The following is a 21,600-nucleotide window of genomic DNA, read 5'->3' as shown; positions in this document are numbered from 1 at the left end:
CCGTGATGAATATTTTGATGAGGCTGGTGCATGCACCAGGTAAACTGTCAAATTGCATGCAATGAAAAATGGATGTACATATTAATGCTTTCCTGCTCCCGTGTACAGAACATTACCGCACTTAAGCAAAGGATCACCAGGCGCCTGGAAGAAATTTAAAAAATCCGTCGATTGTGTCAGGTTGGCGTATATGTGTTGACTATACGTGTAAAGTTCATTACTCACCAATAAAACTGACAACAATGGAAAACAAGAAAAAAGCCCTGCTTACCGGTTCCCTGCTGGCCGGTGCTTTAATGGCCACTGCTTCCCTGCAGGCGAATGCCGCCACGGACCTGTTCCGTTTCGATAACCTGGGCACCGGCGAAGCCGTAAGGTCCCGGCTGCTGGAAGGCAACAGCCACGCCCGCAGCCTGGAGCTGAACTGCGGCGAAAAGAAAGATTCCACTTCCATGAAAAAGAAGGGTAAAGAGGGCAAATGCGGCGAAGGCAAATGCGGAGAGGGCAAGTGCGGCGAAAAGAAAAAAGACAAGAAAATGAAGAAGGACAGCACCGCGGTGAAGCCCAAGTCTGCAAAGTAAGGTCAGCCGGCTGTCTGCAGTTGGCAGTCTGCGGCCTTCACCGGCTGCCGATTGCTGACTGCTCCTGCCTTGCCTTTTCACGTAAAAACATGCAATCATGGTTGGAATTGGTTTTCGAAAAGATTTTGCAGCCACCTTGCTGCAAAGCCCGTCCTTTCACCCCGCTTTTATCGAGGTGGCGCCGGAGAACTGGATAGGCGTAGGGGGCTACTGGAAAAAAATGTTCCGGCAGGCCCTGGAAAAATATCCGCTGTACACCCATGGCCTCTCGCTCTCCATCGGCAGCCCGGATGAGCTGGACCTTGTTTTCCTGCAACAGGTAAAGCGCTTTCTGCAGGAAACAAACGCCCGCGTTTATTCCGAGCATCTCAGCTATTCCAAATGCGATAACGCACACCTGTACGACCTGCTGCCTATTCCCTTTACTACCGATGCCGTGCAGCATGTGAGCCGCCGCATCCGGCAGGTGCAGGATCTGCTGGAAAGGCGGATCGCCATAGAGATCGTTAGCTACTATACGCCGGTAGCGCCGGAGCTGACGGAAATAGCGTTCATCAATGCCATCCTGCAGGAGGCGGACTGCGACCTGCTGCTGGATGTGAACAATGTATATGTAAACGCGTTTAACCACCAGTACGACGCCAAAGCATTCATCGACCAGTTGCCCCTGGAAAGGGTGAGCTATATTCATATGGCGGGGCATGAGCAGGTATCGGAAGACCTGATCATCGACACCCACGGGGAAGCTATTATTGACCCGGTATACGACCTTTTTGCCTACACCATGCAGCAGTTGGGCCACGATGTGCCTGTATTGCTGGAAAGGGATTTCAACATCCCGGCGCTGGACGAGCTGCAGCAGGAAATGGACCGCCTGCAGGCCATCAAAACCGTATACCTTAAAAAGCATCAACATGCCGCTGTCTGACCTCACACGCCGGCACCAGTCGGCCCTGGCATCCTATTGCCGCACCGGGCAGTACAACGCTATTCCGGGCGTGCACGCGGGGCATGTCACTCATTACCGCCGCCTGGTGTATAACGTGGTGGACGATATGCTGCAGTCCGCCTACCCGCTTACCCATCACCTGCTGAAGGCAAAGGAATGGAAAGCCCTGGTACAGGAGTTTTTCTCCAACCATCCCTGCCAGTCGCCGCAGGTATGGTACATGCCCGGGGAACTGTACCAGTACATGCTGCAGGTGCAGCACCCGTTGCTGCAGCAGTATGACTGCCTGCAGGAGCTGCTGTGGCTGGAGTGGACGGAGGTGGAGCTGTTCATGATGGAGGACCGGCCGGTGGAATACACCCCGGATGGCGACCTGCTCACCGATGCGCTGGTATTGAACCCGGAGCATCGCCTGCAGCGGTTCCGCTACCCGGTGCACCTGAAGCCGGCCAGGCAGATCACTGCAAATGACCAGGGTGATTATTTCCTTGTATTGTACCGCAAACCGGATACCGGCGAGGTGAGCTTCCTCAATCTGTCGCCGGTGCTGGCGCATATGCTGGAGTTGCTGGCGGAAGGTCCGCAGCCCGTGTCGGAGCTGATCCGGCAATCCTGCGCGGCCTGGCAACTGCCGCTTACGCCGGACATTGAGGCGGCGGGCAGCGCTTTTTTTTCACAGGCGCTGGAAAGCGGCCTGATCCCCGGGTTTAAAATAAAAAAAGATACATGAAGGCAATTCAATCCTACCACCGCACCACGAATGCCCTGGAAAAGGGTCGGGACCTTCCGCTCCTGTTGTTCAGGCTGATACTGGCCTATGGCTTTTATGAACCGGCCAAAATGAAATGGTCGGATATGAATAGTATCATACAGTGGTTTGGCAGCGCCAAATTCCCGGTGCCGGCGCTCAGCGCTTACCTGGTAGCCATCAGTGAAGGCGCAGGTGTAGTGCTCCTGGCGCTGGGACTGTTTACCCGCTTTATTACCGTGCCGCTCATGATCATTATGCTGGTAGCCATTTTTGCGGTGCACTGGTCAGCCGGCTTTGCCGCCAGCGACAACGGGTTCGAGATACCGCTGTATTACCTGCTGATGTTGTTTGCGCTGTTTATCATGGGACCGGGCCGCATCAGCCTTGATCACTGGTTGCGCAAAAAATACGGCAACTAATTTCCTATCTCCATACATACCAGCTTCCCGTCTGCCGAGGAGGCGATCAGGGTATGGGCATTGACCGGCTGCACGGTATTGACCAGGCAGTTGGAGAACTTGTGCCGCCATTGCAAGGCGCCGTCCTTTGCGGAGAGCGCGTATACCACACCGGACTGCGTAGGCACATATACGGTACCGTTATGCTCGTTGATAGGAGAAGGACATATTTCATAACCCAGCTCCACCGGTGATTTCCAGGCCATTTCCTGTACATCCGCATGGGTATTGCAGGCAATGACCGCTCCCTGCATGGTTTTCGCGTATACACGCGCGCTGTCTTCCGAAAGGCCCATGGATTCCCTTACCCAGTTGGCCGTATCGCGGTTCCGCCATAATTCCCTGCCGGTAAGGGCGTCCAGGGCGGTCATGTAGCGGTCCGGCGCTACAATGTACAGGGTATTACCTGTGGCTACCGGCCAGCAGGCGGCGGGGGAGAACATGCGGTTGGAAGCGCCGTTGTTCCAGGTCCAGATCCGCCTGCCGGTAGCGGCATCCAGCGCATAGAAATCGTTGCCCCAGGAGCCGAAGTATACTTTGTCCTGGTATACCAGGGGGCGTGTTTCCACGAAATTGCACACGCTGTCAAAATCCCATTGCAGGCGGCCGGTGGGGATGTCCCAGGCCCGGCAATGCCCGTCGGAGCCGGCTATAATGGCCATATCCCGGTACCGGGCGGCGCTGCTCACGATCGCTTTCCCGGTGGCCTGCTGCCATTGCAGGCGGCCGCTGCGGGCATCCAGGCAGTATACCTGCGCGTCTGTACAGGGCACGATCACATAATTATTGTGTACTAAGGGGGTAGCATATATTTTCCCTTTGGCATGGAACTGCCATACAGGTTGACCGGTTTCCAGGCTGACCGCTTTGATGTCGCCGTTGGTATTGGTGTAGATCACCTTACCGCCAGTAATGGCTACAGCGCTGCCAATATCGCCGGGCTCCTGTATGCTCCACCTGGTGCGCACCTGGGGGAACTCCTCGTTCATGGCGTAGGAGGGGCGGGGCGGGTTTGGCATCCATTGCGGCGCTCCGGAACTGTGCAGCGCCACGGCATGCCAGGCCGGCAGGGTTTCGCGGCCGGGACGCCGTTCGTTGAACACCAGCGAATCATGCACCAGCGAAACGATGTTGTACCCGCCGATGTCTTTTTTTGCCCGCAGGTTGGAACGGCACATAATGCCGGGAATGCCTTCAAAGTTGAGCGCCCGGTTGGCATGCCCGTGCCCGCAGATGATGGCTTTCACATTACGCCCTTTCAGGCGGTCCAGCGCTTCATACCAGTTATTCAGGCCGCTGTCCTGCGGGTAGTGGTTCACATAGATGATGGGCAGCTTTTTATCCGGGTGCTGCTCCAGTTGCTGCTCCAGCCATACAATGTTCTCCCGCGGCACCTGCCCGGGGCCCATGCGCATATTGGGGCCGCTATTGGTGCCGATGAACCAGTAGCCCTTGTATTGAAAGCTGAATGTTTCGCCGCCAAAAACGGTGCGGAAGGTATTGCAGCCGCTTTCAGACCATTTGGTGTCATGGTTGCCCGGCACGATATACCAGGGCTTTTGCAACTGGTCAAAAAGGCTTTTGGCCAGCCGCAGCTCTTCATCAGACCCGAACTCCGTAATGTCGCCGGAGATCATCACAAAGGCGATGCCGGGTTGCGCATTTATATCCTGCACGGTCATTTCCAGGTCTTCTTTTGCCGTGTGGTTGCCGATGTGCGTGTCGGACAGCATGGCAAAACGGAATAGTGTATCCTGCGCAAAAGCCGGCAGCAGCAGGCACAGCCATGCACAACAAATAATAAGTCTCTTCATATACACAATATATATTTCCTGTCGCTTATTACCGTTCCCTTAGAATATCCGTGCAAAGAAAGCTTTCATGTCCTGCCAGGAAGCGCTGTCTGCTGCGGCGTTATAGGCAATAGGCAGGTTGAATTGCTGACCGGTTTTCGTAGCATCCGGGTTGGTGAAGGCATGCGTGGCGCCGGGGTAGGTTTTAAACGTATAGTCGGCGCCGATGGAGTCCAGTCCTTTTTTGAACTGCGCTTCTTCCCCGGCGGAGACGAACTTGTCGGCGCCCCCGTGGCATACCAGTATTTTAGATGTCAGCAGGTCCTTGTTGGGTGTAACGCCAGCCAGGCTGCCGTGAAAGCTCACCACGCCCTTGAAAGGCAGTCCCATTTTAGCTGCGTTCAGCACCATGGCGCCGCCAAAGCAGTAGCCGATGGCGGCAATGCGATTGGTATCGGTCTGTGGAAAGGTTTTGATCTCCGCCAGTGCAGCGGCCATGCGTGATTTTATAAGCCCGGCATTGGTGTAGAATACGCCGGCGGCTTTGCCCGCTTCGTCCGGGGTGGGAGCCAGCTTGCCGTTGCCGTACATATCAACGGCCAGGGCAATGTAGCCCAGCTCGGCCAGTTGCCTGGCGCGGCTCCGGGGATAGTCGTTCAGGCCCCACCATTCCGGCACCACCAGCACGCCCGGGCGCTGCCGGTCGCTGGCTTCGTTGTACACCAGGTACCCGATGAGGGTGGTGGTATCATCCTGGTAGGTAACGGTGGCTTCCTTCAGTTTTATTTCCGGTGCGGCTGTTGAATCAGCGGCGGTCTCTTTGGACGCAGTCTGGCTGTTGCAGGCAACAGCGCCGGTCATGGCTGCCAGCAGGCAGGCAAAAAGCAGGGTATTTCCTTTCATATGTGTTGTATAAATAGCGGTTTTAAAGGCGTGCTCATTTGAGGGATAAATGTCGGGGTTTTCGGGCATATATAAAAAGCCGCCGGTGGAGCGGCGGCTTTTTATTTTATGCGTGGGGCATGATCAGGCGCCCATCAGGTCGTCCTGTTGGGCAGCAATGGCTTTCTGTTCCCGCACCTGCTCCTGGAAACGTTGCTCGTCCAGTACGCTGTCTTCCTTTCCAAAATGCCTCAGCAGGTAGTAGCGGTCATCTTCCCTGTTACCTGTATGCAGCCACAAGGCTTCCAGGTTCAGGGCCGGGAATTTCAGCAGCCGCAGCTCGCCTTCCACATTTTTGTCCCGCAGGCTGGCTTTCAGCTTTTCCATACCGTTCTCAATGCGGGCCAGGTAGTCATCGTCCGTGCTTACCTGCAGCAGTTGCGGATCTTCCGCCCGGGTAGACAGGTCGTAGAGGGCTACGGGGCTCTTTTCATCCATCTCGATCACGCGGAGTGAGCTGGGCTCGGCGGGTATCCTGATCTCCTGGTTGATGTCCTGCAGGCCGATCACGTAGGCATGGTGCGGAAAGGACAACTGCAGATCCGCAGCGCTCTTTTCCAGGTTCAGTTGGGGGCGCTGCATGCGCAGCAGCGGCCGCACTTCCGGGATGGGCTTGAGCAGTTCCGGCCTGATGGCGATGTCTTTTAACCACATAAAATAGAAGTGTTTTTTCGTGATGTAGCTATGTGTCCAGGAACCAGAGCCCTGGTAATTGTTGCTGAACTGGTCTACAGTCAGCACGCTTTTGCCGTAGATGGGATCATCGATGTGAAAGTACTTTATACTGAGCACTTTCGATACGCCGTAGATCACCATAAAATGTCCGCCGCCGCCGGACCAGCCCACGCGGGCGCCTACTACAAGCCCCTGGTCTATCTGGTCCTTTACGCTTTCCCAGGTCATCGTGCCCTGGAAGGATACGAAATTGTTGGTACGGGTAAGGGCCCTGTCCAGGTACCAGGGAACATTACAGGGGCCTGGCACCGGCGCGGTGCAGCAGGTTTCTCCGAGCTCTGCGGAAGCGATCTTGCATTGCGACCAGGGGTTCAGGAAACTGGAATAGAAGAAGGAGACGCTTTTGGAGGTGGCTGCCCAGCACCAGTTGGACTGCGTTTGCGGCTCCATGTTGAAGTTGAGCACCGTGCTCTGGTAAAGCTTATTCAGAATGCTCAGCTCCTCCAAAACAGGTTTCCGGATCACCTGTTCCTTGAGATTGGAAAAGTTCATGATCTGTTCAGTTTTTGGGGTTGAAAAATAAAAGGTTGCGCCAGGTCTTTGCGCCGGCGTGTACACAAAGGTACGCCCTTCCCGCGTCCGGTAGCCAGGTAGAAATACGCATTTTCCAGGGGATTTGGAATTTGAGAATTTTACTGTTATTTTGGTAACCGGTAAGATACTTGCCGTAATGGTAGATAGGGAACAACGTTATGGAAAAAGAATGTTATTCAGCGTGAACATGCCCCCTGTATGCATTGTAAGACTATATCCATATTGAAGAATTTAACTAGGTGCTATCTATGTATAACCTGCAAGGTGTAAAGGAACTGTATGACCGCATTTGCCTGAAAAGTGACCTGGATGCCTACCGGCAGTTGTTCCAGTTGATGGAAAACCCGCTGATCGCATTTATACGGGCGCTGGTAGGAGCAGAGGAAGTAGCGGAAGAGCTGTACTCCGACCTGTTTGTAAAAATATGGGCCCGGCGGCATGCCCTGCCGCTTACCGCACACCCGCGCAATTATATTTACACCATGGCCCGCAACCTGGCGCTGGACCACCTGAAGAAAGAACGTCACCTCCAAAGCATAGAGTTTAACGAGATCAATACCCTGCTGGTGCAGGACCAGGCGCCTACCCCGGAAGAGCAGGTGATCTCCAAGGAAATGGTGCGCAAAATAGAAGGCGCTATCAATGTGCTGCCCGCCCGCTGCCGGCTTATATTTAAAATGGTAAAGGAAGATGGCTTTAAGCACAAGGAGGTGGCCGCCCTGCTGGGTATTTCCGTAAATACGGTAGAGGTGCAGATGTCCATCGCCCTCAAGAAAGTAGCCGCTTCCGTAAAGTTCAAAACCCTGGTCTGAGGCCTGACATCCCGTTCCGGGAAATTTTTTTTCCGCCCCTTTAATGGTAATCTCTTTTTTCCGCCGTCTATTATAACTGTATATGATACAATAAATGAACGGACCGGAATCTATCTTTTACAAGCTGTTGTTGAAAAAGATCAGCGGAACGCTAACAGAAGAGGAGAAATGGCTGCTGGCAGACCTGCTGAAAGCATATCCGGCATTCTCTGAAGCATATGAAACGGTGCAGTGGCTTTGGAATGAAGCGGAAGTCACCTCCCTGGAAAGACCGCGTGAGCAATCAAACAAACTGCTGGAGCAGCACCTGCAACGCCTGCAGGATGAGGGGCTGCTGCCGGAAGGGGAGGAGGTGCCTGTTCCCGGTACGGCCGGCCGTGTAAAAAAGCGCCGGTATTACCTCCTGGGCGCGGGCATGCTGCTGACCATTTGCCTGGCAGCGTGGTGGTTGCTGCAGCGGCAGACCGGAGAGATCTTTATACAGGAGGAGCGCTATCCCAATATGGTGATGACACGCCCCGGTTCCCGTACCAAGCTGATACTGCCCGATGGCAGCACGGTATGGCTCAATGCCAGCAGCAAGCTTACCTATGGGGATGACTTCCTGGAAAAAGAACGCCGCGTACAGTTGGACGGGGAGGCTTTTTTTGATGTGGTAAAGAACGAAGGCAAGCCTTTTATTATCAATACCGCCATCATGGACGTAAAGGTACTGGGCACTTCCCTGAATGTACGGGCCTATGCCGGCGACAAAAAGGCCGAGGCCGTGCTGGTGAAGGGGAAAATAGACATACAGGTAAAACGGAGGCCGCAGGAGCATTACCTGCTCAGCGCTTATGAAAAGCTCAGCGTGGCGGCAGACCCGGACATTCACCCGAAAAAGCAGCTCACCATATCCAATGTAGAAGTAGTAGGGAAGGACAGCGTAATCGCGGAAACCGCCTGGGTGGATAATGAGCTGGTATTTACGGGTGAACCGCTGGGAGAGCTGGCCGGCAGGATGGAACGGTGGTTCGACCTGCGCATAAAGGTAAGGGGGGAACGCCTGCAGCACTTCAAAATGACAGGGGCTTTCAAGGATGAATCGCCGGAAGAAGCGCTGAAGGCTATCAGCCTCATTACCGGGTGCAGGTACCAGCTAAAGGATCATGCAGCCGTATTATATGATGAGTAAAAAACAAACGATCAACATTCTCTAACCAAAACCACGTTATGATGATCATCCGGAACAAAAGCGTATAAAAAAACGGGAAACGTAGCGGCGTTCCCCGTAAAAGCCAAAATCTCATGCTGGTAATTAGCGGTTACCAGGCATGTCGTTTTTATAACCTTTCAAACCAAATGTATGAAAATTTTTGACTTGTTGGAAGGCAGGCACGCCCGTGCCTGTAAGTCAATGCTCTGTATGAAGTTAACGGTCATCTTACTCCTCGCCGGCATATTGCAGGCTTCCGCAAATGTATACTCACAGGAAGCCCGGGTTACACTTAAACAGGAGAACAAAAGTATCAAGCTCCTGTTCAGGAAAATTGCGCAACAAACGGACTACCGCTTTATCTACCAGGAGGACGCGGCTTCGCTGGACCACCTCGTAACGGTAAACGTGCAGGCCACGCCTGTATCCCAGGTGCTGGCCATGGCCCTGAGCAATACCGGCTTCGGGTTCAGGATGGTCAACAATAACCTGATCGTGATATCGCCCAGGGGAAGCATGGTGCAGGACATTGTGCTGAAGGGCAAGGTCACGGACAAGAATAATCAGGCCGTGCCCGGCGCCACCATCAAGGTAGAAGGCACCAGCCGCGGCACCACTACGGATGTTAACGGCGCTTTCACCCTCACGGTGCCGGAATCTGCAAAGATCACCATCAGCGCCATCGGCTTCCTGCCGCAAACCCTGACGGTTACGGATAATGGTCCCCTGAACATCGTGCTGCAGGAAGATACCAAAGGACTAAGTGAAGTGGTGGTAGTGGGCTATGGCTCGCAGAAACGCGAGTCCGTTACCGGCTCTGTAGCTACCATCAAAGGAGCCGACCTGGTGAAATCGCCCGCCACCAACCTGAGTAATTCCATCGCCGGCCGCATGCCCGGCGTGGTGGCCATGCAGAATACCGGCGAGCCGGGGCAGGACGGTTCTACTATACGCATACGCGGTTCCAACACCCTGGGCAACAACGATCCCCTGGTGGTGATAGACGGGGTAGCGGCACGCGCCGGTGGCCTGGAAAGACTGAACCCCGCCGATATAGAAAGCATGTCTGTGCTGAAGGACGCCTCCGCCGCCATTTACGGCGCCAGGGCGGCCAACGGCGTAATACTGGTAACCACCAAGCGTGGCAGGTCCGGTAAGCCGGTACTCACCTACAACTTTAACCAGGGCTGGTCGCAGCCTACTGAGGTGCCGGAAATGTCCAATGCCACGGAATATGCGCAGATCAGGAATGAGCTGAGCATGTATAAGAACGTGGCGCCTACGGAATGGGGCGATGCCTGGAACGCCTTCAAGCAGAACGGCAGCTATACCTCGCCCAATACCGGCAATACCTGGACGCCGCCCTTCAGCCAGGAGGACCTGGACCTGTACAGTAATGGTACCGATCCCTGGGGCCATCCCAATACCGACTGGTACAAGGCTACGCTCAAAACCTGGTCGCCGGTGGCCAATCATACCCTGCAGCTTTCCGGCGGTACAGACGCTATCCGTTACCTTACCTCTTTCGGTTACCAGAAACAGGACGGCTATTACAAAAATTCCGCTACCGGTTTTGACCAGTACAGCCTGCGCATTAACCTGGATGGCCGGATCAATAAATACATCAACGTGAGCGTGGACATGCTGGGCCGCCAGGAGCAGCGTAACTTTCCAACCAGGAGCGCAGAAGATATTTTCCGTATGCTGATGCGCGGCAAGCCCACAGAGCCGGCTTTCTGGCCCAACGGCCTGCCTGGCCCGGACATTGAGTACGGTAATAACCCGGTAGTGATCACTACCAGCCAGACCGGCTATGACCGCGACAAGCGCTACTACCTGCAGACCAACGCCCGCCTGGATATCTCCATTCCCTGGGTACAGGGGCTGAAGCTGAGCGGCAACATCGCGTTTGACAAATACCTGAAACGCACCAAGACCTGGATGACCCCCTGGTACCTGTATACCTGGGACGGCACCAGCTATGAAGAGGACGGGGTTACGCCAAAGCTTACACGTAGTAAACGCGGCACTGATCAGGCCACGCTGGAGCAGGGCGACGAAGACCAGACCAACCAACTGCTGCGCGGCCTGCTCACCTATGACCGCACCTTTAACAATGATCATACCGTAAACCTGGTGTTTGGTATGGAAAAGGAAACCGTGAATAATGACAACTTCTCCGCTTCACGCAAATACTTCATCTCTTCCGCCATTGACCAACTGGTAGCCGGCGGCGACCAGGAAAAGAACAATGACGGAGGGGCCTGGGACCGTGCGCGCCTCAATTACTTTGGCCGTGCCGCCTATAACTATAAGGAAAAGTACCTGGCGGAATTTGTATGGCGGGTAGACGGTTCGTATATGTTCCCGGCGGAACACCGCTTTGGTTTCTTCCCCGGCATACTGGCCGGCTGGCGTATTTCCGAAGAGAATTTCTGGAAGGACAATGTACGCTTCATGAACTACCTGAAACTGCGTGCCTCCTGGGGCCGCCTGGGTAATGACCAGATCTATTTTGACGATGATGGCGATGGCGAGCTTACGTTGCAGGAATACCAGTATTACGGCACCTATGGCTTTAACAGCTATATCCTGAACAATCAAATGACCAAGTCCATTTTTGAAGCGCGCCTGGCCAATCCCTTCATTACCTGGGAAGTAGCCAACAACTACAATGTGGGCCTGGACGGACAGTTGCTGGGCGGCAAGATCTATTTTGAGCTGGACGCCTTCATGAACAAGCGCTCCGGCATACTGGTACGCCGTAATGCCTCCATCCCGCAAACCACCGGTATGACCCTCCCGGCGGAGAACCTGGGCAAGGTGGATAACAAGGGATTTGAGTTCCAGGTAGGCTACAACAACAATGCCGGCGAGTTCCATTACAATGTAAGCGTGAATGGCGGCTACGCCAAGAACGAGATCAAGTTCTGGGACGAGCCTCCCGGCGCGCCCGAGTGGCAGCGATCCACCGGTAAGACCATGAACACGGAAATTTATTACGAGTATGACGGCGTGTTCCGCGATTATGACGACATCAAGAACAACACCATCGACTACAGCGCCCTGACCAACGACCTCCGCCCCGGCGATATGAAGTTCAGGGATATTAATGGAGATGGCAAGATAGACGGCGATGACAAGGTGCGCATGTCAAAGAACAATCAACCCACCTTTACGGGCGGCCTGAATATAAACATGCAGTACAAGGACTTTGACTGCTCTATTCTTGTACAGGGCGCTACCGGCGCCGCTTTGCACATCAATACGGAATCCGGCGAAATAGGCAATTTTACCAAGGACTACTATGACCACCGCTGGAGCCCCGACAATCCCAGCAGCGTGCATCCCCGCACCAGCGACCGGAATGACACTTACTGGGCTACCGGCAATACGTACTGGTTCAGGAGCACCAATTACGTGCGCCTGAAGAACATAGAGATCGGCTATAATCTTTCTGATCTGCTGAAGAAACGCATGGGCATTAATGCAATGAGAGTATATGTTAACTGCCTTAACCTGTTTACCATGGACAAGCTGAAGATACTGGACCCTGAATCCGTTAGCGGCAACGGCCAGTACTACCCGCAGGCAAGAGTGATCAATGCAGGTTTTTCATTAACATTTTAAAGCGTAACACTATGCAGTACTATAAAATAAAGCGTATATACTTTGGAGTGGCCCTGGTGATAGGCGGGCTGATAACGGCATGTAACAAGGATTTCCTGAATACCCAGCCCCGGGATGAAGCGGCGGAAGACCTGGTGTTCACCGATCCCGGTCTCACCGAAGCTTTTGTGAACGATATCTATAACGGCCTTAGCAGCGGCGGTTTCCTGGAAACCATGCTGGCTTCCGCCACGGATGAGACCATGTTCACCCACGGCTACGGCATGAAGAACATGGTAGAGGCCACCATCAGCCCTACCGATGCGGAATATGTTACCAACCGCAGCACCATGCGCTGGGGCGAGCTGTATAAAAGGATCAGGGCCTGTAATAAACTCTTTTCCAAAATTGAAGGCGTACCGTTTGACGACGGCAGTGTAAAGGACCGTTTAAAGGGGGAAACATTTTTTCTGCGCGCTTATTTTTATCACCAACTGGTACGTGGCTACGGCGGGGTACCGCTGGTGGACAGGGTATATGAACTGGGCGAAACAGACTATACCATTGCGCGCGGCTCATTTGAGGATTGCGTGAACTTTATCGTGAAGGATTGCGATTCCGCTGCCTATTACCTGGAAGGAAAAGAGGGCAGTATCGTAAAAGGCCGCGCTACAGCCGGCGCTGCCATGGCCCTGAAATCGCGCATACTGCTGTACGCCGCCAGCGACCTGCATGATGTGCCTACGGCGCAGGCTAAATCTTCTGTAATAGCCGGCTTCAGCGATCCGGAGCTGCTGGGCTACACCGGCGGCAGCCGCACAGAGCGCTGGCAGAAAGCAAAAGATGCCGCCAAAGCCATTATCGACCGGGGCATGTATGCCCTGCAAAGCCCGGACCCTGCCAGCGCGGAGGAAGCCACCGCCAATATACAGGCCATGTTCCTGGCAGACAACAGCGAGAGCATCTTTTCCCGCTATTTTATAAATGACAAGGACGAGCCGGGTGGCAACATCGGGTTATACAACGGCCCTAACGGCTATCATAACTGGGCCGGCAACACGCCTACGCAACTGCTGGTGGACGACTACCTGATGAGCGATGGTACAGCCTTTGACTGGAGCAACCCCGCGCATAAGGCCAATCCCTACCAGAACCGCGACCCGCGCTTTTATGCTACCATCCTGTACGACGGGGCCAACTGGCGCAAGCGCCCGGCAGATGTGCAGGCGAAAGATCCTTTTAACCAGGTGCAGACCGGCCGCTACGAAGTGTATAATGGTTCCCAGAACGTGCCCGTGGCCGGCCTGGATACGCGCCAGGGTCCGATAGAGGACTGGAACGGCACCTTTACCGGCTACTACTTCAAGAAGTTCATTGATACCACGATAGACGCACAGTTCTATAACCAGCAGGTGCCGTACCCGTTCTTCCGCTACACGGAAGTGCTCCTGAACTACGTGGAAGCCTGTATTGAGCTGGGCGAGGAAGGCGAAGCCCGTACCTACCTAAACATGATCCGCCGCCGTGCATTTATGCCCGAGATCACCGCATCCGGTAACGCGCTCCGCGATGCTTACCGCCATGAGCGCGAAATAGAGATGGCGCTGGAGGAACAACGCTTCTATGACGTAAGGCGCTGGATGATACCGCAGGCTACGGTAGGCCGCCCCCTGAAGGGCATCAACATTACGGCTACCCTGAAGCCGGGCAGCCAGCTTACCATTTACAGGTATGATCCCAACCACTATAATTACACCTATACACCGGTGACCCTGGAAGCGGAAAAACGCCTGTGGCTGGATAAAATGTATTTCATGCCCATACAGCGTGATGAAATAAACCGGAATAACCAATTGGTGCAAAACCCGGGCTACTAGCTCCGGTAATTCCAAATCCCAGCGTCCGGATTCCAAACTAACGGCAGTTTCTCAACTATTTGGTAACAGCGCCGTATTATTGCAGGTCCGCCTGCATTTTGGGATCTGGATGTTGGGATTTGGTATTTTTTACACCTGCCGCTTGTAAAATAGCGGGAAGGAAGTCAAAAAATCGGTTTAATTTGATGCCTCATTACTGCTTTTAAAACGGCTATTATTTATGCAGATGGAACCGGTCCGCCGGCTGGCGGGAGGTTCCATGAGACCGCTAACAAAAAATTATTGACGAATGAAAACATGCTTAAGACTGTTGCTGGTGATCACCGGCGCCAGCATTCTTACTTCGTGTGGGCAACAGGGGGGTACCGGCTCCGGCCAGGATACTACCGCACTGCCTGAGATCACTCCGGATGCAGATACGGCAGGGCTGAAGCTGCCGGCCGGCTTTGGCGCTATCAAAGTGGCGGACAGCATCGGCAAGGCCCGTCACCTTGTAGTGACCAGTGAGGGCGATATTTATGTAAAACTGGCCAGCGTAAAAGATGGCAAAGGCATTATAAGGCTGCATGACGCTGACGGCGACGGCAGGGCAGAAGAGCAGAGTGGTTTCGGCGATTACGGCGGCACCGGCATTGCCCTTAAGAACGGCTACCTGTACGCTTCTTCCAACACGGATGTATACCGCTACAAGCTGAACGAGCACAACCAGGTGGCTGCTTCCGCGCAGCCGGAAAAGATCGTGACCGGGCTGATAGACCGCAACCAGCACGAGTCCAAATCCATTGTGCTGGACAACGACGGCAATATTTATGTGAACATCGGGGCCTTTTCCAATGCCTGCCAGCAGCAGGACCGTACCGCCGGCTCACCCGGCATGCAGCCCTGTCCCGTACTGGACTCTGCCGGCGGCATCTGGCAGTTCAAGGCGGACCAGCAGGATCAGACCTACGGGAACGGCGTGCGCTATGCCACCGGTCTGCGCAACGTGGTGGGGCTGGACTGGAACCAGCAGACGAATGCGCTGTACGTGATGCAGCACGGCCGCGACCAGTTGCATGATATGTTCCCTAAGAAATTCACGCAGGAACAGTCCATCAACCTGCCTGCAGAGTGCCTGTACCGCATCGATAAAGGCGCTGATGCCGGCTGGCCCTATATTTATTACGATGGCGGGCAGCAAAAGAAAATACTGGCCCCTGAATATGGCGGCGATGGTAAAAAGACCGGCGGCGAAAATGCCATAGACCCCCTGGTGGCCTTCCCGGCGCATATGGCGCCCAACGGCCTGCTGTTCTATACCGGCGATATGTTCCCGGAAAAGTATAAGAATGGCGCTTTCATTGCCTTCCATGGCTCCTGGAACCGCGCCCCTGAAAAGCAGGAAGGTTACTATGTAGCCTTTGTGCCCTTTAAGGACGGCAAACCTTCCGGCAACTGGGAAGTGTTTGCAGACGGCTTTGCCGGTACGGACAATATCGTTTCTCCCGGCGATGCCAAACACCGTCCCTGCGGCCTGGCGCAAGGCCCCGACGGATCGCTGTATGTATCTGATGATGCAAGGGGAACGATCTACAGGATCGTGTACAAAAAATAGGAAGCCGGCATGCCGGAATATTAAGATGCCGATGTGCTAAGTAACCAGCACATCGGCATCTTAGTTTAGGGGACCGGCGGCAGGAGGTGTTTATTGTTGATGCCGATTAGCTGGTCCGGCCCGCTGCTCAATTTTTTTCCTGTTTTTATTGCAAAATTCTGGAGAATATTTGTAGCTTTAAAACCAGTTCGAAGAATAAAACCCCAACAGACAGGCAGGAAAGTACCCCAAAATTCCACATATCTTTTAATAAGAAACCATGACGGAACCCCAATTAACGGCATTGCTGGAAAGCATTACCGGTCACCTGCAGGCAGCATCTCCTGAACAGGAATCCGCATTACAGCAGGCGCGCCTCCGGATCGCCGCCTCCCTGTTGCACAACGATGATACCGGCAGCGAACAGTTGTTCGCCAATTCCGATCTCTATGCGCGCGAAAAGATCAGCGCCGCCAGTATGAACAATATTTCCAGGATCGTAAAACAAACGCTGCAGCAGCAGCCCGATGAAGGCCTGCGCGTGTTTGTGCGCAGCGTGCCGGTACGTAATGCGCAGCTTTCCGGCAGCGTGCCGGAATGGGCGGCCGGCGCCAAAGCGGTGGAAACCCTGGGCCCCTTTCTAAACAACGAAGGCCGCGAAATATGGGTGGACGTGTATAAGGTCGTAAAGCTGGTTACCCTGTACATGGGGGCGCAGCCGGTGCTGCTGTTCAAGGCATCGGTGGGCAGGCTGTCGCCCGCAGCCACCACCAGCTATACCATTGTTGCCGGCAGCGTATGGATCAATGCCCGTTTGCTGTCGCCTGCCGCGCCGGTCAACCGGTTTACCGGTATCCGGGTAAAGGGCGGCACGCTGCAGTTAAGCCTGGCGCCTGCCATGCAGAACGGCAAAATAACGCTGAACCCCGGCGCCAACATTACCCTTTCCCTGCAGCCGGCGCCCGATGAGGACGAGGGCGCGGTCGGGACCTCCGCTCATGGCAGTGACGCGCGCGCCGCCCAATACCAGTTGCCGGCGGCCTGGAGCTTTACCTGGAGCGGCGTGGCCAAGCGTATCGTGACCATGAAAGTGGGGGAAGCCACCTGCCGCCTGTACGGCCAGGAAATGAGCCTCAGCTACCAGCCGGTGCCCAATCCCCCGCTTACCTATAACGATCTTTTTCACCTGGTGCTGATCCCCTGGAAGGCCAGTGTGCCGGAACTGCAGGTGTCGGAATGCCATAGCCCTTTCATTACGCTGTCCGGGACTGCGGGCATACAAAAGAGTTACTGGAGCCTGGCGGCGGCGGTGCTGGATGTGAACAATCCCCTGGAAGCAGCCGGCAACGGCGGCCTGTTCCTGGAATGCGACGAAGGGTTGCGGGCGGTGTGGACCAACCTGCAGCACGAGGAGCTGCGGCTGACGCAGCCGTTTATAGCCGGTACGCCGGGCAGCATCGTCATCGGCGACCTGCAGGCAGGCATTGCCGGCGCCTCCCAGCACCTGGAACTGTGGAAGGATGCCGGGCATCCGCACCGTTGCGCGGTAGACCTGGTATTCCCCGCTACGGCGCCTTTCTTTTACAGCAGCAGCAGTCCCCAGGGACAGGAGCTGCTGACCACCCTCTGCAACAGCGATTTTAAAACAGACCGGCCGGTAAAGGTGAACGGGGAGGTGTTTGACATCCGTTCCCGCTCCTCGCTGCTGATGTTGGGCGCCAGCGACGCCCGCGGGCTGATCTACCTGTACGATGATAACATTATCGCGGATAATGCGCCGGCTACCGCTACGGCCCCGCCGGCGATCCGGCCGGTGGCCATTGCCCTGGAGAATGCCCTGTTCACCGTATCGCCGGTGAATGCCTGCCTGCTGTTCGGCGAATGCGACGCCGGCTGGCAACGGGTAACAAAGGGCGTGCTGTTCCTTTCGTTCTACCTGTACCGTTATATGCCTACTTTACCGGACCCCTATGTAGGCAACCTGCGTACCTGGGACCGCCTGTTCCGCGAAACCTTGTCGCACGCCGGCAGGGCCGGCGCAGGCCCGTTGAGCGTACTATTGTGCGCCGTGCAGTATGAGCCGGTGGATGATGAAACGGATCATGTAAAGACCAGCTTCCATTTTGGCGCATTGCCGGCCACTGCTACCGCCACGGTGGCGGGTACGCCCGCGCCCGCTACGGCTACCATTACACGCAGTGCCCGCCTTTCTTCCGCCCGCTCCCTCTCCGGTTTTGGAGCGGTGCGTGGAGCGGTGAAAATCACGGCCGCCAGCCTGGAAAGAACGGCGGCGGAGAACAACGCTTTCCTGGAAAGGCTTACGCTGAAGCCCGAGATCGCCGCTTTACAGGAAGCCGAACCGGCGCTGAATCCCAGCGTTACCGGCGATATATTGCAACAGGCCATCCAGCAAACCAACAAAGGATATACCTACAGTAATTTCTGGGACAATCACCTGGTGGGCAACCGGCTGAACGCGGAGCCTTTTGCCCTGCTGGATGTGAGCAGCAACGCCAACCAGATGGGCATCAGCGTAAGCGGGCAGATGATCATTGTAAAAACGGGCGCCGTAGTGCCGGGCGTAGCTGCCGGCGAGGCCGCGGTGGTCAGCAGCAATACCGGTTTTCCTTTTATCGTGGACGGCATGGAAGTAAAATCACCCGGTGTGCTGGTGCGCGCCTTCACCTTGCCGCAGATCGCCTGGGAGCCGGAGATCAACCTCACGCCGCCGGACCGGGATGATCCGCTGGACCCTACCTCGCCCAAGCTGGCGATGGACCCCGAAGCCGGGTTCATGTATTATACGGATGATGGCGGCCCGACCCGCATCTGGAACAACAATACGAAACCGGTGGCCCTGGCTCCCATACCGGTGATACAGTCGCTGGTGCATGAGTTTAAGAATAACCCGCAGAATTTCACGGTATCGGCCTTTACGCTGCCCTTCGGGCTGAAGGCGATCAATTACGTATCCCGCAATTTCGTAGAGCCGCAGCCGCCGGATATCAACACCATCCGCCCGCTGTTCCGCGAGAATGAGGACGGCACGCACCGGCTGGAAGGCGGCATACAGTTGCGCATGACCGCGGGCACTTTTGGTAAAACAGATCCTTTGCTGGGCAATGACTCCTCCATGTTCCCCGGTTATATCATACAGCTCAACAACCTGCTGGGCGTGACCGGGCAGCCTACCATGGCCAGCAACCTGGGCCACCGGGTTACGGAGATCTTCAACAACGAGTTCCTGACCGGTGTGCTCAGCCTGTCCACCCTGGTGAAAGACTCCAGGGGCGTACCGCTGGAGCGCATGGACATTACCGGCTACGGCGCCAGCATCTTCAGCAACTGGGTAAGCCCTTCCGCCGCCATGGCCCAAACCAGCCAGGCAAAATTCGACGTGATGCTGGGACGTACCGCCCATGAAGTGATACAGGTAAAGAGCATCCTGTATCCCTGGGGCATACGGGTGGTGCGCACCATCACCGTGTTCCGCACGGCCACCGGTTATGTGTTCCGCACGGACAGCGGCTGGAAGGCGGAAAGTGATGGTAAGTTCGATTTCTCCTTCCGCTACAAGAAAAAAGGGGTGGACCCTTATACCACCAACCCTGCGGACTTCGTAACCGAGCAGGCGCCCTACGAGTTCCATCCCGGTGTGATCAAAGGATTATTTAACGTCCGCAATATCAGGGATGCGCCTTCCGTAACGGAATACACCTCCACCAACGATATTCCCAACAATACGGATTACCTCAACGGCATCAAAGGCCAGATCTATACCAACACTTCCGGCAGCACCCTGCATGAGCCGGTGAAATGCGGCGGCGTGTACTTTGATGCCGATGTGGAAATAGAGAACGTGGTGCAGGGGCATGTGAATAAAAGAGTGGTGTCCAAAAAAATACTGGGCTATGTGCAGGTGGCCCCCGCAGGCAAACCGCTCACCCCGCAGCAACTGAAAGCGTTGCTGGCCCTGCAGGGAGGTTGCATAGGCGGGGACCTGGACTGCGTGGTGGACATCAACAACAGCGACCAGCAGATGCGCCTGAACCGCTTTGATGTCAATAACTCCACGGATGCCGGCGGCAACCCCGTGTTTGTAGTGGCGGCCCGCGGCAACGTGTTCCTGCCCAAGGACGGCAGTTGGTCCATGGTGCAGCACAATGCCGGCACCGGCGATGTAACGCCCCTCCCGTCCAATGTAACGGTGCCGCTTATACGTACCGGTAAATGGAAAAAAGATGTGGTGATAGACCCGGCTGTGGTCACCAGCCAGTTGCTGCGCATTGCGCACCCGCTGGAGGTGCTGCGCCCGCCCGGCGCCAGCACCGTCAATTTCGGCTACCTGCAAAGCACGGCCACGCAAAAGGCCCTGTTCCTTACCCCCGCATACGGGTTGGGGCAAAAAATGCTGCTCAGCAAAACGCCGCCCATTTTTGCGGACGCCTACCGCCTGATGACGGGCAGCGGCATCTTCCCCAACATCGGCAACGCCATTGATAATTTCGGCAAGGCCATGCCTATGCTGAACGGCCTGGACAGCAACAGCAACCCGGCCGTAGCCTTCGTCACCAACGCGCTGTCAGACGGCGGCGCCCAGGTGCTGGAACTGCTGGAAGTACAGGCGGAAAAAGCCGGTGAAGCGGTGATAAAGCAGGGTATGAGCCTGCTGCAGAAAGGCGCCAACGGCGTACTGGACAAGGCGCTGAAATTTGACGTGCCTTCGTTTGACATTCCCCTTGTAGATACCGAAGCGCTGCGCATTTACATAGAGTACAAAACAGGCGGTAAGGACGAGCCGCCCGCCAGCTACGTGGACAGCAAGCTGAATTTCGATGTAGACTCCTTTGCCAGCGATATGGGCAACCAGTGGAAAAGCCGGCTCAATAACCTGGCCATGGTAGTGGACCTGGGCGATATGAAAAGGCTGATGACCATTAAAGGCAATTTTGACGCCAGCAAGAACAAGGAAAGCGGTTATGAAGGCGGCAATGCCGGCGGGGTGGGGCTGCCGGTGCCCGAAATAGAGTTCAGCGATGCCCTGCAGCCGGTGATAGACATCCTGGAAGTGCTGGCGCAACTGAGCCAGGGCAATTATGCCGAGGCCATGAAGAAAGGGCTGAAGATCGCCATGAGCAACAGCGGCGAGATATGGGAATACAAGTTCGAAGCCTCCAAGGAGATCCCGCTGGTGCGCTTCCCGCCCACGGACGAGCTGTATAACAGCGCCCAAACTCCGCTGAAGCTGGAGGCCTCCCTGGGCGTAGGCGTATACTTCAATGCCGCGCTGAAGGTCACTACTGATCCGGGGCAACTGCTGCCTACGGCCGGCGCTTTCCTGCAGTTCCACGGCGGCATCAGCGTAATGTGCATGTCCGTAGGCGTGGGCTCCATTTTCGCGCTGGGGTCCGTAGATGTAAAGATCGCCTGCGATACAAAGGTAGGCCCCAACCTTACGCTGGCCTTTGCTTTTGGCGTACAGATCGTAGTGAGCTTCCCGGTGGTGGGCAATGCCAGCGTTACCTTCATGGTGGGCGTGGAAATGTATGCCGACAAGGACAAGGTCGTGATCACCGCCCTGATGCTGTTCCGTGGCAATGCCGAGCTGCTGGGCGGGCTGGTATGCGTGACCATCACCATAGAAGCCAAAGGCATCGTGGAAAGGAGCGGCGGTAAAACAGAAACCTCCGCGCAGGTCACCTTTGCGCTGGACATCAGCATTTTCCTCATCATAGACATCAGCTTCTCAAAAACCTGGGGGGAAGACCGGCAGATCGCCTGACCCCTGTAA

13 protein-coding genes are annotated in these 21,600 nt (G+C 55.5%); 10 read left to right on the top strand and 3 right to left on the bottom strand.

The window, feature by feature from the left end; all coding sequences use genetic code 11:
- Positions 1-242: 242 nt before the first annotated feature.
- The 4 genes from LX66_RS25025 (at position 243) to LX66_RS25010 (ending at position 2,700) form a co-directional block, all read left to right on the top strand.
- A complete protein-coding gene (locus tag LX66_RS25025) occupies positions 243-581 on the top strand; it encodes an HvfA family oxazolone/thioamide-modified RiPP metallophore (protein ID WP_145718608.1) in 339 nt (112 codons plus the stop codon).
- A 97-nt stretch (positions 582-678) separates the two neighbouring features.
- A complete protein-coding gene (locus LX66_RS25020; RefSeq protein WP_145718607.1) occupies positions 679-1,509 on the top strand; it encodes an HvfB family MNIO-type RiPP peptide maturase in 831 nt (276 codons plus the stop codon).
- A complete protein-coding gene (locus LX66_RS25015) occupies positions 1,496-2,260 on the top strand; it encodes an HvfC/BufC N-terminal domain-containing protein (RefSeq protein WP_158642753.1) in 765 nt (254 codons plus the stop codon). The genes LX66_RS25020 and LX66_RS25015 overlap by 14 nt, the downstream gene beginning before the upstream one ends.
- Entirely contained in the window at positions 2,257-2,700 is a 444-nt protein-coding gene (locus tag LX66_RS25010) for an HvfX family Cu-binding RiPP maturation protein (protein WP_145718604.1), read from the top strand. The genes LX66_RS25015 and LX66_RS25010 overlap by 4 nt, the downstream gene beginning before the upstream one ends.
- On the opposite strand, the gene LX66_RS25005 is transcribed toward LX66_RS25010, so the two are convergent.
- The 3 genes from LX66_RS25005 to LX66_RS24995 all read right to left on the bottom strand — a co-directional run bounded on the left by LX66_RS25005 (position 2,697) and on the right by LX66_RS24995 (position 6,701).
- Positions 2,697-4,553, bottom strand: coding sequence for an outer membrane protein assembly factor BamB family protein (locus LX66_RS25005; protein WP_145718602.1), 1,857 nt, complete (start codon positions 4,551-4,553; stop codon positions 2,697-2,699). The genes LX66_RS25010 and LX66_RS25005 overlap by 4 nt on opposite strands.
- A gap of 39 nt (positions 4,554-4,592) precedes the next feature.
- Entirely contained in the window at positions 4,593-5,435 is an 843-nt protein-coding gene (locus LX66_RS25000) for a dienelactone hydrolase family protein (RefSeq protein WP_244620509.1), read from the bottom strand.
- A 123-nt stretch (positions 5,436-5,558) separates the two neighbouring features.
- Complete coding sequence (locus LX66_RS24995) at positions 5,559-6,701, bottom strand: papain-like cysteine protease family protein (RefSeq protein WP_145718600.1); 1,143 nt, start codon at positions 6,699-6,701, stop codon at positions 5,559-5,561.
- A gap of 290 nt (positions 6,702-6,991) precedes the next feature.
- Here LX66_RS24995 and LX66_RS24990 point away from each other — a divergent pair, with 290 nt between their 5' ends.
- From LX66_RS24990 to LX66_RS24965, 6 genes are all read left to right on the top strand, one after another.
- Positions 6,992-7,555, top strand: a complete 564-nt coding sequence (locus tag LX66_RS24990) for an RNA polymerase sigma-70 factor (protein ID WP_145718598.1) — start codon at positions 6,992-6,994, stop codon at positions 7,553-7,555.
- Between the two features lie 94 nt (positions 7,556-7,649).
- Complete coding sequence (locus LX66_RS24985; RefSeq protein WP_145718596.1) at positions 7,650-8,729, top strand: FecR family protein; 1,080 nt, start codon at positions 7,650-7,652, stop codon at positions 8,727-8,729.
- A 231-nt stretch (positions 8,730-8,960) separates the two neighbouring features.
- Entirely contained in the window at positions 8,961-12,380 is a 3,420-nt protein-coding gene (locus LX66_RS24980) for a TonB-dependent receptor (RefSeq protein WP_244620508.1), read from the top strand.
- 11 nt (positions 12,381-12,391) lie between these two features.
- Positions 12,392-14,236 carry a RagB/SusD family nutrient uptake outer membrane protein gene (locus LX66_RS24975; RefSeq protein WP_145718594.1) on the top strand — a complete coding sequence of 615 codons (1,845 nt, stop codon included), beginning with the start codon at positions 12,392-12,394 and terminating at the stop codon, positions 14,234-14,236.
- A 289-nt stretch (positions 14,237-14,525) separates the two neighbouring features.
- A complete protein-coding gene (locus LX66_RS24970) occupies positions 14,526-15,830 on the top strand; it encodes a PQQ-dependent sugar dehydrogenase (RefSeq protein ID WP_145718592.1) in 1,305 nt (434 codons plus the stop codon).
- A 259-nt stretch (positions 15,831-16,089) separates the two neighbouring features.
- Positions 16,090-21,591 (top strand): hypothetical protein, encoded by a 5,502-nt coding sequence (locus tag LX66_RS24965; protein WP_145718590.1) that lies wholly within the window; start codon positions 16,090-16,092, stop codon positions 21,589-21,591.
- Positions 21,592-21,600 lie beyond the last annotated feature (9 nt).

Origin of the sequence: Chitinophaga japonensis (genome assembly GCF_007830125.1) — a bacterium.
Taxonomy (GTDB): Bacteria; Bacteroidota; Bacteroidia; order Chitinophagales; family Chitinophagaceae; genus Chitinophaga; species Chitinophaga japonensis.
The sequence above is the reverse complement of the archived record's forward strand: the minus strand, read 5'-3'. Positions and strand labels throughout refer to the sequence as shown.